This is a genomic window from Cronobacter sp. JZ38, from assembly GCF_008932145.1.
GTDB classification, from domain to species: domain Bacteria; phylum Pseudomonadota; class Gammaproteobacteria; order Enterobacterales; family Enterobacteriaceae; genus Cronobacter; species Cronobacter muytjensii.
On sequence record NZ_CP017662.1, the window covers coordinates 3,733,980 to 3,751,527 of the forward strand.

At 55.3% G+C, this 17,548-nt stretch carries 11 protein-coding genes and 1 CRISPR repeat array (1 of these 12 running past the window's edge); of the genes, 5 read left to right on the forward strand and 6 right to left on the reverse strand.

The genetic code is table 11. From position 1 onward, the window contains the following. Window positions 1–1,435: direct repeats of the CRISPR family, unit length 28 nt; unit sequence TTTCTAAGCTGCCTGTACGGCAGTGAAC (it extends 1,176 nt beyond the left edge of the window). A 377-nt stretch (window positions 1,436–1,812) separates the two neighbouring features. The 3 genes from BJP61_RS17665 (at window position 1,813) to speD (ending at window position 3,945) form a co-directional block, all read left to right on the forward strand. Then, entirely contained in the window at window positions 1,813–2,160 is a 348-nt protein-coding gene (locus BJP61_RS17665) for a YacC family pilotin-like protein (protein ID WP_015386992.1), read from the forward strand. Between the two features lie 124 nt (window positions 2,161–2,284). Next, window positions 2,285–3,136, forward strand: a complete 852-nt coding sequence (gene speE, locus BJP61_RS17670; protein WP_108695704.1) for a polyamine aminopropyltransferase — start codon at window positions 2,285–2,287, stop codon at window positions 3,134–3,136. Between the two features lie 14 nt (window positions 3,137–3,150). Beyond that, window positions 3,151–3,945 carry an adenosylmethionine decarboxylase gene (gene speD, locus BJP61_RS17675; protein ID WP_038864780.1) on the forward strand — a complete coding sequence of 265 codons (795 nt, stop codon included), beginning with the start codon at window positions 3,151–3,153 and terminating at the stop codon, window positions 3,943–3,945. 27 nt (window positions 3,946–3,972) lie between these two features. On the opposite strand, the gene yacL is transcribed toward speD, so the two are convergent. Further along, on the reverse strand, window positions 3,973–4,338 hold the full coding sequence (yacL, locus tag BJP61_RS17680; RefSeq protein ID WP_171998881.1) for a protein YacL: 366 nt from the start codon (window positions 4,336–4,338) through the stop codon (window positions 3,973–3,975). Window positions 4,339–4,522: 184 nt separating this feature from the next. Here yacL and BJP61_RS17685 point away from each other — a divergent pair, with 184 nt between their 5' ends. Further along, window positions 4,523–4,909 (forward strand): hypothetical protein, encoded by a 387-nt coding sequence (locus tag BJP61_RS17685; protein ID WP_038864784.1) that lies wholly within the window; start codon window positions 4,523–4,525, stop codon window positions 4,907–4,909. A gap of 84 nt (window positions 4,910–4,993) precedes the next feature. Here BJP61_RS17685 and acnB read toward each other — a convergent pair whose 3' ends face one another. The 5 genes from acnB to pdhR form a co-directional block, all read right to left on the reverse strand. Continuing rightward, window positions 4,994–7,591 carry a bifunctional aconitate hydratase 2/2-methylisocitrate dehydratase gene (gene acnB, locus BJP61_RS17690; RefSeq protein ID WP_108695705.1) on the reverse strand — a complete coding sequence of 866 codons (2,598 nt, stop codon included), beginning with the start codon at window positions 7,589–7,591 and terminating at the stop codon, window positions 4,994–4,996. Window positions 7,592–8,400: 809 nt separating this feature from the next. After that, on the reverse strand, window positions 8,401–9,825 hold the full coding sequence (gene lpdA / locus BJP61_RS17695) for a dihydrolipoyl dehydrogenase (RefSeq protein WP_038864893.1): 1,425 nt from the start codon (window positions 9,823–9,825) through the stop codon (window positions 8,401–8,403). 207 nt (window positions 9,826–10,032) lie between these two features. Further along, the gene (aceF, locus tag BJP61_RS17700; protein ID WP_171998883.1) at window positions 10,033–11,934 is read right to left on the reverse strand and encodes a pyruvate dehydrogenase complex dihydrolipoyllysine-residue acetyltransferase; all 1,902 of its coding nucleotides are present in this window, start codon (window positions 11,932–11,934) and stop codon (window positions 10,033–10,035) included. Window positions 11,935–11,948: 14 nt separating this feature from the next. Further along, window positions 11,949–14,612, reverse strand: a complete 2,664-nt coding sequence (gene aceE / locus BJP61_RS17705) for a pyruvate dehydrogenase (acetyl-transferring), homodimeric type (protein WP_038864790.1) — start codon at window positions 14,610–14,612, stop codon at window positions 11,949–11,951. A 254-nt stretch (window positions 14,613–14,866) separates the two neighbouring features. After that, window positions 14,867–15,631, reverse strand: a complete 765-nt coding sequence (gene pdhR / locus BJP61_RS17710; protein WP_038864792.1) for a pyruvate dehydrogenase complex transcriptional repressor PdhR — start codon at window positions 15,629–15,631, stop codon at window positions 14,867–14,869. A 541-nt stretch (window positions 15,632–16,172) separates the two neighbouring features. On the opposite strand from pdhR, the gene aroP reads away from it, so the two are divergent. Further along, window positions 16,173–17,543, forward strand: a complete 1,371-nt coding sequence (gene aroP, locus BJP61_RS17715) for an aromatic amino acid transporter AroP (RefSeq protein ID WP_038864895.1) — start codon at window positions 16,173–16,175, stop codon at window positions 17,541–17,543. The last annotated feature ends 5 nt before the right edge of the window (window positions 17,544–17,548 follow it).

Consider the following 17,548-nt stretch of genomic DNA (forward strand, 5'->3'; position numbering starts at 1 on the left):
GATGCGGCTTACCCAGCGCGGCATATTTTCTAAGCTGCCTGTACGGCAGTGAACAGCGGGGCAGGGGCGGCCGGCCTTGCGCCGTCTTTCTAAGCTGCCTGTACGGCAGTGAACCGCAGTTACTGACGATCTGCCGGTGATGTGATTTTCTAAGCTGCCTGTACGGCAGTGAACACCGAATTTCGTAAACTGGTCAGGGCTGGTAATTTCTAAGCTGCCTGTACGGCAGTGAACCTGGAGAACTGGTTTAACGAGAACTACTCCCCTTTCTAAGCTGCCTGTACGGCAGTGAACGATCTCGTCGCGACTAACCGAGCACGCAGAGATTTCTAAGCTGCCTGTACGGCAGTGAACTTTTGCGCGACTGCTCCACAGAAGAAGGCGAGATTTCTAAGCTGCCTGTACGGCAGTGAACCTGGTTGATGCGTTATTCAGTCAGCTTAAGCATTTCTAAGCTGCCTGTACGGCAGTGAACGAACAGCCATTAACGCTTCACTGCCAGCTGAATTTCTAAGCTGCCTGTACGGCAGTGAACTTATGCCGGTTAAAGGCGTGAAAGTAGTTCAATTTCTAAGCTGCCTGTACGGCAGTGAACGACAAAAACTGGCGCGGGCGCGTCGACGAACTTTTCTAAGCTGCCTGTACGGCAGTGAACTATTTTGAGAATGCGGCATATCTCGCGCACACTTTCTAAGCTGCCTGTACGGCAGTGAACAACCTGTTTGTTGGACAGCTTCGGCTTCTCTATTTCTAAGCTGCCTGTACGGCAGTGAACACAGCGTAACTTTCCAGTTTGTCTGCTTCTTTTTTCTAAGCTGCCTGTACGGCAGTGAACGTCACCCCGCTCTACACCGCACCGCCCGCGCCTTTCTAAGCTGCCTGTACGGCAGTGAACGTTTCTCAACGTCGCCAGGCTGCGCGCAGCCGTTTCTAAGCTGCCTGTACGGCAGTGAACGCGGGGCGGGCGCGTAGCGTCCGGGCGAGTCCTTTCTAAGCTGCCTGTACGGCAGTGAACATCGCCGCAGCGGGCATCAATCTTGAGACAGGTTTCTAAGCTGCCTGTACGGCAGTGAACTTCGGGCGAGACATTATTAGAGCTACCGATAATTTCTAAGCTGCCTGTACGGCAGTGAACAATTCCTGGCTACCCTGGTCCAGGAATAACAATTTCTAAGCTGCCTGTACGGCAGTGAACTGAAGCGGTGCGGCTATCGCCGTCGCCGGTGTTTTCTAAGCTGCCTGTACGGCAGTGAACTTCTTTATTCTGACCTGGGGTGTCTTGATATCTTTCTAAGCTGCCTGTACGGCAGTGAACATGATCGGGTATTCGGGGAAATTTCCTTATCATTTCTAAGCTGCCTGTACGGCAGTGAACCATCGTCGATGAAGTTAACCATGCCGAATACTTTTCTAAGCTGCCTGTACGGCAGTGAACAAGAGCGAATATTACCAGGTTGTTTGAATTAAAAACAAATTTCTTCTTTTTCTTCCTGAAACCCTTTTTTAACGTGAACGTCGAGCGCTATAAAAATCAATATCTTAAGGACGGGCGGTAAAAAAGGGTCTTAAACGGCAGATTTCACAGCGGTGGTTTTATTTTAAACCTCTTCATTGTTCCGCCTTCGGCATATCAACCTGCGGGTTTTTCGTTCCTCTGTTAAAGACAGCCTTTTTGTTCGCTGTCTTACCTCTGACGTTGGCGCAAAGCCGCCTGAGATGGGCATTTAACGGCCAATGGAAGGGCGAAATATCCTCGTCGCGCCTGAACGAAATGTGCTATCGTTTGGTATCGGTTGGCGAGTGGTAGACGTGATGAGAAAAGTAGTCAGGCTAATGTTTCTGGGCTGTCTGTTGGCCTTTTCCACCAACAGTTTTGCGCTGAGTGAATCAGAAGCGGAAGACATGGCCGACCTGACGGCTGTTTTTGTATTTCTGAAAAATGATTGCGGCTACCAGAACCTGCCGAACGGGCAGATCCGCCGCGCGCTGGTCTTTTTCGCCCAGCAGAATCAGTGGGATTTAAGCAACTACGACAGCTTCAATATGAAGGCGCTCGGCGAGGACAGCTATCGCGATCTGAGCGGCATCGCTATTCCTACCGCGAAAAAATGCAAAGCGCTGGCGCGAGACTCGCTCAGCCTGCTTGCTTACGTGAAGTAATCCCCTCCCCCTGCCCCTCTGGTGAAATCGTGACCGTGCATCCACGGTCATAGTTAGCTATGATGTTGCGCCCGTTTTTAAGGGTTGTTAACGAAGGAGGTATCAGCCAGTGACCGAGAATCCTATGTGGCATGAAACGCTGCACGATCAGTTTGGTCAATACTTTGCCGTCGACAAAGTGCTCTATCGCGAAAAGACCGATCATCAGGATCTGATTATTTTCGAAAACTCTGCCTTTGGCCGGGTGATGGCGCTGGACGGCGTGGTGCAAACCACCGAACGCGACGAGTTCATCTATCACGAAATGATGACGCATGTGCCGCTGCTGGCCCACGGCCACGCGAAGCGCGTGTTGATTATCGGCGGCGGCGACGGCGCGATGCTGCGCGAAGTGACCCGTCATAAGGGCGTGGAATCCATCACGATGGTGGAAATCGACGCGGGCGTAGTGGCGTTTTGCCGCGAGCATCTGCCCAATCACAACGCCGGAAGCTACGACGATCCGCGCTTTACGCTTGTCATCGACGATGGCGTGAATTTCGTCAACCAGACCACCCAGAAATTCGATGTGATTATCTCCGACTGCACCGATCCTATCGGTCCGGGCGAGAGCCTCTTCACCTCGGCGTTCTACGAAGGGTGCAAGCGCTGCCTCAATCCAGGCGGGATTTTCGTCGCGCAGAATGGTGTCTGCTTCCTGCAGCAGGATGAAGCCATCGGCAGCCATAAAAAGCTCAGCCACTATTTTGGCGACGTCAGCTTTTATCAGGCCGCCATCCCGACCTATTACGGCGGCATTATGACCTTCGCCTGGGCGACGGATAACGAGGCCCTGCGTAAACTGCCGACCGAGACCTTACAGGCGCGCTTTCACGCCGCCGGGCTGAAGTGCCGTTATTACAATCCGGCCATTCATACGGCAGCCTTCGCTCTGCCGCAATATTTGCAAGATGCCCTGGCGTCTCAGGCATCCTAAGGAGGTGATAAAAATTGAAAAAGCTGAAACTGCATGGCTTTAACAACCTGACCAAAAGCCTGAGTTTTTGTATTTACGATATTTGCTACGCCAAAACGGCGGAAGAGCGCGATGGCTATATCGCGTATATCGATGAACTCTATAACGCTAACCGTCTGACGGAAATCCTGACGGAAACCTGCTCGATTATCGGCGCCAATATTCTGAATATCGCCCGCCAGGACTATGAGCCCCAGGGCGCCAGCGTCACGATTCTGGTGAGCGAAGAGCCGGTCGACCCGCAGCTTATCGACAAAACCGAGCATCCTGGCCCGCTGCCGGAGACCGTGGTCGCGCACCTCGACAAGAGCCATATTTGCGTCCACACCTACCCGGAAAGCCACCCTGAAGGCGGCCTGTGCACCTTCCGCGCCGACATCGAAGTCTCAACCTGCGGCGTGATTTCGCCTCTTAAGGCGCTGAATTATTTAATCCACCAGCTTGAGTCCGATATTGTGACCATCGACTACCGCGTGCGCGGCTTCACCCGCGACGTGAACGGCATGAAGCACTTTATCGATCATGAAATTAACTCGATTCAGAACTTTATGTCTGACGACATGAAAGCGCTGTATGACATGGTGGACGTGAACGTTTATCAGGAAAACATCTTCCATACCAAAATGCTGCTTAAGGAATTCGACCTTAAGCACTATATGTTCCATACCCGCCCGGAAGAGTTAACTGAAGAAGAGCGTAAGGTCATTACCGACCTGCTCTGGAAAGAGATGCGTGAAATCTATTACGGACGCAATATTCCGTCCGTATAACCCCGCGCGGCGCATGGACGCGCCGCGTTATCCGTACTGCGCCAGAAAGTCGCGGTACGCCTTCACCACCTGCAGGAAATCTTCGACGCCGCACAGCGACAGGCTCTCTTCATCGTAGTAGCTCATGCCTTCTTCCATTTCGTCGCCGGAAAACTCCAGCTGATTGGCGCGCACCATTACTTCTTCGCCATCGAGCCATAGCGTGTATTCATGACCGGTCTTCTGCCACTGCCGCTCGCTGCCCTTGACCTCGCTCGCCGCCGCTTCGACTTCATCCAGCAGCGCCAGGTTGCCTTTCACTTCTTCATTAAACCAGTGCCCGAGCGCTTCGTGGCCCATTGAAAGACGGACTTTCACCACGCCGGTGATGTCGCGTAAAAACTCATAATCCATGGTGTTTTCCTCTGGCCCGGCGCTGCCTGGCCGTTGCATTGTTTATCGCTTGTTATTATCGCAGCATGAAACGGAAAGAAAAGCGCCGCCGCCGACGAAACTGAAAACGCCGCGGTAGACGAGCCGTTGCATGAGCTATGTTACTCTTGGTTTATCTTAAGTACTGCTGTAATGGGATGTGCCTGTGAATAGTTCTCTTCTTCGCCGCGCGCTGCTGCTCGCCACCGCCGCGCTGCCGCTCTCCTGCGCGTATGCCGGCGAGGCCGTGCGTCTTGAATGCGTTAACCGCGGTAATGTGCTGGTTTCGTTTTTCAAATACCACCTTTCAACGATGAAGTGGGAAGATCACTTCCAGATTGCCTCGGGCATTGAGAAGAGCAAAACTGACAACGGCGTGCCTTACGAGACGATTTCCTTTCGTAACGGCGACGATCTGATCTACTTCCCGGAAAAAGAACGCTATGTGCTGTTCGATGCCGGTAAACAGAAACCGGAACGCTGTCAGGTGGAAGGCGAGTTTACTTACCCTGTTGTGAGCCTGCCGCGTTACGACGGCAAAGCGAATTCGTAAGCGGTAACGCCCATAAAAAAGGGAAGCCAGTGGCTTCCCTTTTTACTGACCAGCCCGGCGCATTTCGCGCCAGGGCGGGTTGCGTTATACCGCCGTCTGGAAAATCACACCGTCCGCTTTCTCAGTGTACTGATTCAACTGGTCGAAGTTCAGATAACGGTACGTGTCCACGGCAGTTTTATCTACCTGAGACATGAACTGCTGGTACTCGTCCGGCGTCGGCAGGCGGCCAATCAGCGCCGCGACAGCGGCGAGTTCGGCAGACGCCAGATAGACGTTCGCGCCAGTGCCCAGACGGTTCGGGAAGTTACGGGTTGAGGTGGACACCACCGTCGCGCCGTCCGCCACACGCGCCTGGTTACCCATGCACAGCGAGCAGCCCGGGATCTCGATACGCGCGCCGCTCTTACCAAAGACGCTGTAGTAGCCCTCTTCGGTGAGCTGCGCGGCGTCCATACGGGTCGGCGGCGCCACCCACAGACGGGTCGGCAGCTGGCCTTTATGGGTATCCAGCAGCTTACCGGCAGCACGGAAATGGCCGATGTTCGTCATGCAGGAGCCGATAAACACTTCGTCAATCTTATCGCCAGTGACGTCAGAGAGCAGACGCGCGTCGTCCGGATCGTTCGGCGCGCACAGGATAGGCTCTTTGATTTCATTGAGATCGATATCGATCACCGCCGCGTATTCCGCGTCAGCATCCGCTTCCAGCAGCTGCGGATCGGCAAGCCACTTCTCCATGCCCTGGATACGACGCTCCAGCGTACGACGGTCGCCGTAGCCTTCTGCAATCATCCACTTCAGCAGCACGATGTTGGAGTTGAGGTACTCGATGATCGGCTCTTTGTTGAGCTTGATGGTGCAGCCCGCCGCAGACCGCTCGGCAGAGGCGTCGGTCAGCTCAAACGCCTGCTCGACTTTCAGATCCGGCAAACCTTCGATTTCCAGAATGCGACCAGAGAAGATGTTTTTCTTGCCTTTCTTCTCAACGGTCAGCAGGCCCTGCTGGATAGCGTAATAAGGGATAGCGTGCACCAGGTCGCGAAGCGTAATCCCCGGCTGCATCTGGCCTTTAAAGCGCACCAGCACGGATTCCGGCATATCAAGCGGCATCACGCCGGTCGCAGCCGCGAACGCCACAAGCCCTGAGCCCGCCGGGAACGAAATGCCGATCGGGAAACGGGTGTGGGAGTCGCCGCCGGTGCCGACGGTATCCGGCAGCAGCATGCGGTTCAGCCAGGAGTGAATAACGCCATCGCCCGGACGCAGCGACACGCCGCCACGGTTCATGATGAAGTCAGGCAGCGTGTGGTGCGTAGTCACGTCAACCGGCTTCGGATACGCCGCCGTGTGGCAGAAGGACTGCATCACGAGATCGGCGGAGAAACCCAGGCACGCCAGGTCTTTCAGCTCATCGCGGGTCATCGGGCCGGTGGTGTCCTGAGAACCTACGGAGGTCATTTTCGGCTCGCAATACGCGCCCGGACGAACGCCGGCGACGCCGCACGCGCGGCCCACCATCTTCTGCGCCAGGGAGTAGCCGCGGTTGCTTTCCGCCACATCTTTGGCGTGACGGAAGACATCGCTGTGCGGCAGGCCCAGCGCGTCGCGCGCTTTGGTGGTCAGGCCGCGACCGATGATCAGCGGAATACGACCGCCCGCGCGCACTTCGTCGATCAGCACGTCGGTTTTCAGTTCAAAATTCGCCAGCAGTTCGCCGGTTTCGTGGTTGCGTACTTCGCCTTTGAACGGGTAGATGTCAATCACATCGCCCATGTTCAGGTTTGACACATCCACTTCGACAGGCAGCGCGCCCGCATCTTCCATCGTGTTGAAGAAAATCGGCGCGATTTTGCCGCCGAGTACCACGCCGCCGCCGCGTTTGTTCGGCACGAACGGGATGTCATCGCCCATAAACCACAGCACGGAGTTGGTGGCGGATTTACGGGAAGAGCCGGTGCCGACCACGTCGCCGACGTAGGCCAGCGGGAAGCCTTTCTGCTGCAGGGCCTCGATCTGTTTGATCGGGCCGACGACGCCTGGCTGATCCGGCTCAATGCCTTCACGGGCGTTTTTCAGCATCGCCAGCGCATGCAGCGGAATATCCGGGCGCGACCAGGCGTCCGGCGCCGGGGAGAGATCGTCGGTGTTGGTTTCGCCGGTCACTTTGAACACGGTGACGGTGATTTTTTCAGGCAGCGACGGGCGCGACAGGAACCATTCGGCGTCTGCCCAGGATTGCATAATCTGCTTCGCGTACGCGTTGCCCGCTTTGGCTTTCTCTTCCACGTCGTAGAAGTTATCGAACATCAGCAGCGTGTGGGACAGCGCTTTGGCGGCAATCGGCGCCAGCTTTTCGTTATCCAGCGCTTCAATCAGCGGGTGAATGTTATAACCGCCCTGCATGGTGCCTAACAGTTCAACGGCTTTTTCAGGGGTTACCAGCGGGGAGGATGCTTCACCTTTGGCGACAGCGGCAAGGAAACCTGCTTTTACATAGGCGGCTTCGTCAACGCCCGGGGGTACACGGTTGGTCAGCAGGTCTAACAGAAACTCTTCTTCACCCGCGGGCGGGTTCTTCAGCAGCTCGACAAGTGCGGCCATTTGGGTTGCATCTAAGGGTTTGGCTACAATCCCCTCGGCGGCACGCTCAGCTACGTGCTTACGGTATTCTTCTAGCACGACGGTTCTCCTCGCTCTCATTGTCATAGTCGGAGCCAGGCTTCTCTCTTCACGCTCCTGTGAGACAGCAGTTTGTAGGGTAAATGCCCGGTTCCGCGACGGGCAGAATAGCAGGAATTTGGTGAAGTGTTAATCTGTTTACAAAAAAGCAACATTAAATCTTTGCTGAATCGTTAAGGTCCGCAGAACGCATTTCCGAAGTGCGATTTGAGGCACAAAAAAACCGCCGGGTGGCGGTTTCCTTGTTGTGCGCGGGTGATAGCAGACACCGTTGCACCGTTTATGTGGCAAGCATGACACAGGACAAATGATGGCAACAGAATGCTCTGCTCGTAAGCCCGGCTGTACGTTTTGCGTACCGCTTTCAGAATTTACATGTAACTTGCTGCAAGCGCTGAAATCCCCTTACACCCTTCTCTTCGAACCGCTAAATTAGCGCCTGGCCTGCTTCGCTGGTGTAGCAGCCAGTCACCGGGCCCGGAAGCAGTTCCATCAACCTGTGTGGCAAGCATGACATACTTGCCTGGTTCTGCCTTTCGCGGTGATGAGAGGATCAACGTAGCGCCTTCGGGGCTACTCGCAATGGAGATGCGTTGGCTTATTGCGCTCATCGTTGCGCGGGGTTCACTGCTGGCGGCGTCGCACGGTGGCTGGAAGATTTCCGGCACCACGGTGCTGCTGGTGTTGAATCGCTGGTGTTGAATCGCTGGTGTTAAATCCGGGAAATTACCGGCTTGCCGCCCGCAAGGGCGGTTTTTCAGCCATAAAAAAACGCCTCCCTAGAGGCGTTTATTCATCAGGCGAGAAACTTATTTCTTCTTCGCTTTCGGGTTCGGCAGGTCGGTGATGCTACCTTCGAACACTTCCGCCGCCAGACCTACAGACTCGTGCAGCGTCGGGTGCGCGTGGATGGTGAGCGCGATATCTTCCGCGTCACAACCCATCTCGATAGCCAGACCGATTTCACCCAGCAGCTCGCCGCCGTTGGTGCCGACAATCGCGCCGCCGATAACACGGTGGGTTTCTTTGTCGAAAATCAGTTTGGTCATACCGTCTGCGCAATCGGAAGCGATAGCACGGCCAGAAGCTGCCCACGGGAAGGTGGCGGTTTCATAGCTGATGCCTTTCTCTTTCGCTTCTTTCTCGGTCAGGCCGACCCATGCCACTTCCGGCTCGGTGTAAGCGATGGACGGGATCACTTTCGGATCGAAGTAGTGCTTCATGCCCGCGATAACTTCAGCGGCCACGTGACCTTCGTGCACGCCTTTGTGCGCCAGCATCGGCTGACCGACGATATCGCCGATAGCGTAGATGTGCGGCACGTTGGTGCGCAGCTGCTTGTCAACGCGGATGAAGCCACGGTCGTCCACTTCCACGCCCGCTTTGCCCGCATCCAGGTTTTTGCCGTTCGGCACGCGGCCGATAGCTACCAGCACGGCGTCGTAACGCTGCGCTTCGGCAGGCGCTTTTTTGCCTTCCATGGAAACGTAAATACCGTCTTCTTTCGCTTCAACGGCAGTGACTTTGGTTTCCAGCATCAGGTTGAATTTCTTGCTGATGCGCTTGGTGAAGACTTTAACGATGTCTTTGTCGGCAGCCGGGATAACCTGGTCGAACATTTCAACCACGTCAATTTCTGAACCCAGCGCGTGGTAAACGGTACCCATCTCCAGACCGATGATACCGCCGCCCATGACCAGCATGCGTTTCGGTACTTCTTTCAGCTCCAGGGCGTCGGTGGAATCCCATACGCGCGGATCTTCGTGCGGAATAAACGGCAGCTGAATCGGACGAGAGCCCGCCGCGATAATCGCGTTGTCGAAGTTGATCACGGTTTTGCCGTTCTCGCCTTCCACTTCCAGGGTGTTCGCGCCGGTGAATTTACCGAGGCCGTTCACCACTTTGACTTTACGGCCTTTGGCCATACCAGCCAGACCGCCGGTCAGCTGATTGATAACTTTTTCTTTCCAGGTGCGGATTTTGTCGATGTCAGTTTTCGGCTCGCCAAAAACGATACCGTGCTCGGCCAGCGCTTTCGCTTCTTCGATGACTTTCGCAACGTGCAGCAGAGCTTTAGAAGGGATACAGCCTACGTTCAGGCAAACACCACCCAGGGTGTTGTAACGCTCGACGATTACGGTTTCCAGACCTAAGTCAGCGCAACGGAAGGCCGCAGAGTAACCTGCCGGGCCTGCCCCAAGTACCACGACCTGAGTTTTGATTTCAGTACTCATCATGACCTCTTTGTAATTTTCCGGCGGGTCTGACGCTTATGTTTTAACGCCCATCATCCACCGGGACGTTCTATCCGCTCGCATTTTACAAAACTGTTAACAATTTTGAAACAACAAACGGCAAACGAATCCTTTTGGCATCGGATAATTTCGCACAGTCTGGCGGAATTACCAGAAAAAAGCCGGCCGTCAGGCCGGCTTTTTCGCTTACATCACCAGGCGGCGAATGTCCGACAGGGTGTTGTTAATGATGGTGATGAAACGCGCACCATCAGCACCGTCGATCACGCGGTGGTCGAAGGACAGAGAGATCGGCAGCATGAGGCGCGGCACAAACTCTTTACCATTCCACACCGGCTCCATCGCAGACTTGGAGACACCGAGGATAGCCACTTCCGGCGCGTTCACGATCGGCGCGAAGTGGGTGGTGCCCAGCCCGCCGATGCTGGAGATGGTGAAGCAACCGCCCTGCATTTCGCCGGCAGTCAGCTTACCGTCACGCGCTTTTTTGGAGATAGTCGTCAGCTCGCGAGACAGCTCGGTAATGCTCTTCTTGTTCACGTCTTTGAAGACCGGAACCACCAGACCATTCGGGGTATCAACCGCAACACCGATGTTGATGTATTTCTTCAGCGTCAGGCGCTGGCCATCTTCAGACAGCGAGCTGTTGAAGCGCGGCATCTGCTCAAGGGCCGCAGCAACGGCTTTCATGATGAAGACTACCGGGGTGAATTTCACATCCAGTTTACGCTTCTCAGCTTCGGCGTTCTGCTGTTTGCGGAATGCTTCCAGGTCAGTGATGTCGGTTTTGTCGAAGTGCGTAACGTGCGGGATCATCACCCAGTTACGGCTCAGGTTCGCGCCAGAGATTTTCTGGATGCGGCCCAGCTCGACTTCTTCCACTTCACCAAACTTGCTGAAGTCCACTTTCGGCCACGGCAGCATGCCCGGGATACCGCCGCCAGTGGCAGCAGCCGGCGCCGCTTCAGCGCGTTTCACCGCGTCTTTCACGTAAGCCTGAACGTCTTCGCGCAGGATACGGCCTTTACGACCGGTGCCTTTCACTTTCGCCAGGTTCACGCCGAATTCACGCGCCAGACGGCGGATAAGCGGAGTGGCGTGAACGTATGCGTCGTTTTCAGCAAACTCAGATTTGCCTTCCGCTTTTGCAGGCGTTGCAGCCGGTTTATCCGCTTTCGCCGCCGGAGCCGGTGCCGCCGCTTCCTGTTTGGCCGCCGGAGCCGCAGCAGGCGCTGCGCCTTCCACTTCGAAGACCATGATCAGAGAGCCGGTGGAGACTTTATCGCCCACGTTCACTTTCAGCTCTTTCACGGTGCCTGCGAACGGCGCCGGAACTTCCATAGAGGCTTTGTCGCCTTCTACGGTGATAAGAGACTGTTCAGCGGTGACTTTATCGCCCACTTTCACCAGCACTTCGGTCACTTCGACTTCATCGCCGCCGATATCCGGCACGTTGACGTCTTTCGCGCCCGCAGCGGCGGCCGGCGCGGTTGCAGCCTGCTCAGTCACCTGCGGTTTCGCTTCAGCTGCCGGCGCAGCGCCTGCGACTTCGAAGACCATGATAAGAGAACCGGTGGAGACTTTGTCGCCGGTGTTGATTTTGATCTCTTTCACGGTGCCCGCAAACGGCGCCGGGACTTCCATAGAGGCTTTATCGCCTTCTACGGTGATAAGAGACTGTTCAGCTTCAACGTTGTCGCCGACTTTCACCAGGATCTCGGTGACTTCAACTTCGTCGCCGCCGATATCCGGTACGTTAACTTCTTTTGCGGCCGCAGCAGCCGGGGCAGTAGACTGCGCCGGTGCCGCTTCTTTCTTCTCTTCTGCCTTAGCAGGTGCAGCAGCTGCTGCACCGTCGGCGGAATCGAAAATCATGATCAGTTTGCCGGTTTCGACTTTGTCGCCCACGGACACTTTGATCTCTTTGACCACGCCCGCCTGCGGAGACGGAACTTCCATAGAGGCTTTGTCGCCTTCTACGGTGATCAGCGACTGTTCAGCTTCTACTTTGTCGCCCACTTTGACCAGGATCTCGGTGACTTCAACTTCGTCCGCCCCGATGTCCGGTACATTGATTTCGATAGCCATTCTTTCTTTACCTCTTATGCCAGACGCGGGTTGACTTTATCTGCATCGATATTGAATTTAGCGATGGCGTCAGCCACAACTTTCTTATCGATTTCACCACGTTTAGCCAGTTCGCCCAGCGCTGCGACGACCACGTAAGAAGCGTCAACTTCGAAGTGGTGGCGCAGGTTTTCGCGGCTGTCAGAGCGGCCAAAGCCGTCGGTGCCCAGTACGCGATAATCGTCAGCCGGTACATAAGTACGAACCTGCTCGGCGAACAGTTTCATATAGTCGGTGGATGCCACCGCCGGCGCATCGTTCATCACCTGAGCGATGTACGGAACGCGCGGGGTTTCCAGCGGGTGCAGCATGTTCCAGCGCTCGCAATCCTGACCGTCACGAGCAAGCTCAGTGAAGGAGGTCACGCTGTAGACATCGGAGCCCACGCCGTATTCTTTCGCCAGGATCTGCGCGGCTTCGCGTACGTGACGCAGGATAGAGCCGGAGCCGAGCAGCTGAACTTTACCTTTCGCGCCTTCAACGGTTTCGAGTTTGTAGATACCTTTACGGATACCTTCCTCGGCGCCCTGCGGCATAGCCGGCATGTGGTAGTTTTCGTTCAGCGTAGTGATGTAGTAATACACGTTCTCCTGCGCTTCACCGTACATACGCTGCAGACCGTCATGCATGATGACAGCAACTTCATAAGCGTAAGCCGGATCGTAGGAGATGCAGTTCGGAATCGTCAGAGACTGAATATGGCTGTGACCATCTTCGTGCTGCAGACCTTCGCCGTTAAGCGTGGTACGACCGGAGGTGCCGCCGATCAGGAAGCCGCGCGCCTGCTGGTCGCCCGCTGCCCAGCACAGGTCGCCGATACGCTGGAACCCGAACATGGAGTAGTAGATGTAGAACGGGATCATCGGCAGGTTGTTGGTGCTGTAAGAGGTCGCCGCCGCCAGCCAGGAAGAACCTGCGCCCAGCTCGTTGATCCCTTCCTGCAGAATCTGACCTTTCTCGTCTTCTTTGTAGTACGCCACCTGCTCACGGTCCTGCGGGGTGTACTGCTGGCCATTCGGGCTGTAGATACCGATCTGACGGAACAGACCTTCCATACCGAAGGTACGGGCTTCGTCGGCAATGATAGGAACCAGACGGTCTTTGATAGACGGGTTCTTCAGCATTACGTTCAGTGCACGTACGAAAGCGATAGTGGTGGAGATCTCTTTGCTCTGCTCATCCAGCAGGGAGCGGAAATCTTCCAGCGCCGGCAGCTCCAGCTTCTCGGTGAAGTTAGGCTGACGAGACGGCAGGTAACCGTGCAGCGCCTGACGGCGTTCGTGCAGGTACTTGTGCTCTTCAGAGCCTTCCGGGAAGGTGATGTACGGCAGTTTTTCCAGGTCTTCATCGGCCACCGGCACGCTGAAGCGGTCACGGACATAGCGAACGCCGTCCATGTTCATCTTCTTCACCTGGTGAGCGATGTTTTTACCTTCGGCGGTGTCGCCCATGCCGTAACCTTTAACGGTGTGAGCAAGGATAACGGTCGCTTTGCCTTTGGTTTCTTTCGCTTTCTTGAATGCAGCGTAGATTTTCTTCGGATCGTGGCCGCCGCGGTTCAGCGCCCAAATCTCATCGTCAGACCAGTCTGCAACCAGTGCGGCCGTCTCCGGATATTTACCGAAGAAGTGCTCGCGCACATAGGCGCCGTCTTTGGATTTGAAGGTCTGATAGTCGCCGTCAACGGTTTCGTTCATCAGCTGAATCAGTTTGCCGCTGGTGTCTTTACGCAGCAGCTCGTCCCAACGGGAGCCCCACATGACCTTAATGACGTTCCAGCCGGCGCCGTCGAAGATGCCTTCCAGTTCGTTGATGATTTTGCCGTTACCGGTGACCGGGCCATCCAGACGCTGCAGGTTGCAGTTGATGACGAAGACCAGGTTGTCCAGTTTTTCGCGGGTCGCGATGGTGATGGCGCCTTTAGATTCCGGCTCGTCCATCTCGCCGTCGCCGAGGAACGCGTAAACGGTCTGCTCAGAGGTATCTTTCAGGCCGCGGTGTTCCAGATATTTCAGGAACTTCGCCTGGTAGATAGCGCCGATCGGGCCCAGGCCCATGGATACGGTCGGGAACTGCCAGAATTCCGGCATCAGTTTCGGGTGCGGATAAGAAGACAGACCGTTGCCGTGTACTTCCTGACGGAAGTTATTCATCTGCTCTTCGGTCAGGCGGCCTTCAATGAAAGCACGTGCGTAAACGCCCGGAGAGATGTGGCCCTGGAAGTACACAAGGTCGCCGCCGTCTTTGTCGTTGCGCGCGCGGAAGAAGTGGTTAAAGCACACTTCGTAGATGGTCGCGGAAGACTGGAAGGAGGCCATGTGGCCGCCGAGCTCGAGGTCTTTTTTAGACGCGCGCAGCACGGTCATGATGGCGTTCCAGCGGATAGCAGAACGAATACGGCGCTCCAGCTCCAGATTACCCGGGTATTCCGGCTCTTCTTCAACGGGGATGGTATTGATGTACTGACGGGCAGCACTGCCCGCCGCTACTTTCACACCGCCTTTACGAGCTTCGGAAAGCAGCTGATCGATCAGATACTGAGCGCGCTCAACACCTTCTTCACGGATTACCGATTCGATCGCCTGTAGCCAGTCGCGAGTTTCGATCGGATCCACGTCATTTTGTAAACGTTCTGACATGGGGGTATTCCTTATCATCTATCTAATACGTTGATTAATCTGGAACCTGTCCCATTGCACTCTATGCTCTTACAGCGTCCGGCTGCTCCACCGGTGGCTACGCGTGCGCCCTGCAAAGGGGTTCGCCGCTTACCGCCGCGATGCAACCTGAACTACGCGCACTTAACAAAGCGCAATAAGACAGGTTCTGGGTTTAGTTGCCGCGCTTCAATGGCGCTTTTGGTACAAATCTTCCGGCAAAAACCGGAAAAATATTAATTCTTACGTTGCTCCAGACGACGCAGCGAGCGTTCACGACGACTCTGCTCACGGCTGCGGTCCAGCAAAATATCTTCAATGAACGCCAGGTGGCGATGCGACGCTTCTCGCGCCTGCTCCGGCTCTCCCGCCATAATCGCCTCGTAGATACGGGTGCGATGGCTGCTGACCAGCGGCAGCATTTCACGGCGCGCGTAGAGCAATTCAAAGTTCTGACGCACGTTTTGCGCCAGCATCGGCTCCATGCAGCGTAGCAGATGAAGCAGCACTACATTATGAGCGGCTTCCGTGACGGCTATCTGATACTGCAGCACAGCGTTTGATTCTGCGTCCAGATCGCCGGACTCCTGGGCGCGCTCGATAGCCTGATGGCATTCGCTGATACGCGTTTTGTCTTCATCCGTGCTGCGAAGCGCCGCGTAGTATGCCGCGATGCCTTCCAGCGCGTGACGCGTCTCAAGAAGATCAAACTGGGATTCGGGATGGTCAGAGAGGAGTTCCACCAGCGGGTCGCTGAAGCTTTGCCAGAGCGTATTCTGGACAAAAGTACCGCCGCCCTGGCGACGAAGCAGCAGTCCCTTCGCTTCGAGACGCTGAATCGCCTCTCGCAGGGAGGGTCGGGAAACGTCGAACTGTTTGGCCAGTTCGCGCTCAGGAGGCAGTTTTTCGCCGGGACGCAACGTCCCTTCGAGGATCAAAAACTCCAGTTGCTGCTCAATCACATCGGAAAGTTTTGGTTGGCGGATTTTGCTGTAGGCCATTATTCCCTGTCTCTGCCATTCGCCCGGAGTCAATTGGTATGACCAATTTAACGTTCGTGTTGCTAAAGTAACAAAGTATTCACCTTCTGTCCATCCTGGTTTTGATTGAAATCAGGAAAGCCCGCATATTTTAACAATCATAAAGAAATAACGTTTCAGAAATGTAACTCCGGGCAAATGAACCTGTTACCTCCAAAGCGGTAGTTTTAACTTTAATGAAACGTAAAGCTTTACAACCTGAACCGATTCATTAGTTTAAAATATGAATATCCATGCATTATTCTCGCTTAAAATAAATTGAAGTGCCCGCGTGCTGGATAAACGCAGCGATTTACAAATGGTTTCTTTTTATTCACTCCGCGTGATACCCCTGAGAAAGCAGGTGCATTTGGCAGCGCTTATCACTATTCTTGGCGCTGCGGTAGTCGTTATTACAAATTTCATCCTTATTGGCTGTAAAGAAAAGACTACACACAGCGACATAACAACATTACAGCAGCGTCATGCTGCGGATAAAAACAACCACACACGAGGTTTTATGATGGAAGGTCAACAGCACGGCGACACGCTGAAGCGCGGCCTCAAAAACCGCCATATTCAGCTTATCGCGCTGGGTGGTGCTATCGGTACGGGCCTGTTTCTGGGCAGCGCCTCCGTAATCCAGTCCGCAGGGCCGGGGATTATTCTCGGTTACGCTATTGCGGGTTTTATTGCCTTTCTGATCATGCGCCAGCTTGGTGAAATGGTCGTGGAAGAACCGGTTGCAGGCTCTTTTAGCCATTTTGCTTATAAATACTGGGGCGGTTTCGCAGGCTTCGCCTCCGGCTGGAACTACTGGGTGCTGTATGTGCTGGTGGCGATGGCTGAGCTAACGGCGGTGGGTAAATATATCCAGTTCTGGTGGCCGGAAATCCCGACGTGGGCTTCTGCCGCCGTCTTCTTTGTGGTTATCAACGCCATCAACCTCACAAACGTCAAAGTGTTCGGCGAAATGGAATTCTGGTTCGCCATTATTAAAGTCATCGCGGTGGTCGCGATGATCCTCTTCGGCGCCTGGCTGCTGTTTAGCGACACCGCCGGCCCGCAGGCGACAGTTCGCAACTTGTGGGATCAGGGTGGCTTCCTGCCGAACGGCGTCTCGGGGCTGGTCATGATGATGGCGATTATCATGTTCTCTTTTGGCGGGCTTGAGCTGGTCGGCATCACGGCGGCGGAAGCGGACGAGCCGGAAAAAAGCATTCCGAAAGCCACCAATCAGGTTATCTATCGTATTCTGATCTTCTATGTGGGCTCGCTGGCGGTGCTGCTCTCCCTGCTGCCGTGGACGCGCATCACCGCAGACACCAGCCCGTTCGTGCTGATTTTCCATGAACTCGGCGACTCGCTGGTAGCCAACGCGCTTAACATCGTGGTGCTGACCGCGGCGCTCTCTGTCTATAACAGCTGCGTTTACTGCAACAGCCGTATGCTGTTCGGCCTCGCCAAACAGGGCAACGCGCCGCAGGCGCTGCAAAAAGTCGACAAGCGCGGCGTGCCTGTGAATACCATTCTGGTATCTGCAGCCTTTACCGCGCTGTGCGTGCTGATTAACTATCTGGCCCCGCAGGAAGCCTTCGGCCTGCTGATGGCGCTGGTGGTCTCCGCGCTGGTGATTAACTGGGCGATGATTAGCCTGGCCCATATGCGTTTTCGCCGCGCCAAACAGCAGCAGGGCGTCACGCCACGTTTCCCGGCGCTGCTCTATCCGGCCGGTAACTGGCTGTGCCTGATCTTCATGGCGGCGGTGCTGGTCATCATGCTGATGACGCCGGGCATGGCGATCTCCGTGTGGCTGATCCCGGTATGGCTGGTTATTCTCGGTATTGGCTATATCGTGAAAGAGAAAAAAGCGAAAGCGGCGCACGCCCGTTAAGCGTC

Bases quoted from the DNA above. Each gene is read 5' to 3' on its own strand.
- yacL (WP_171998881.1), bottom strand. From the start codon at position 4,338: ATGGATTATGAGTTTTTACGCGACATCACCGGCGTGGTGAAAGTCCGT.
- aceF (WP_171998883.1), bottom strand. From the start codon at position 11,934: ATGGCTATCGAAATCAATGTACCGGACATCGGGGCGGACGAAGTTGAA.
- BJP61_RS17665 (WP_015386992.1), top strand. From the start codon at position 1,813: ATGAGAAAAGTAGTCAGGCTAATGTTTCTGGGCTGTCTGTTGGCCTTT.
- speE (WP_108695704.1), top strand. From the start codon at position 2,285: ATGTGGCATGAAACGCTGCACGATCAGTTTGGTCAATACTTTGCCGTC.
- aceE (WP_038864790.1), bottom strand. From the start codon at position 14,612: ATGTCAGAACGTTTACAAAATGACGTGGATCCGATCGAAACTCGCGAC.
- lpdA (WP_038864893.1), bottom strand. From the start codon at position 9,825: ATGAGTACTGAAATCAAAACTCAGGTCGTGGTACTTGGGGCAGGCCCG.
- aroP (WP_038864895.1), top strand. From the start codon at position 16,173: ATGGAAGGTCAACAGCACGGCGACACGCTGAAGCGCGGCCTCAAAAAC.
- pdhR (WP_038864792.1), bottom strand. From the start codon at position 15,631: ATGGCCTACAGCAAAATCCGCCAACCAAAACTTTCCGATGTGATTGAG.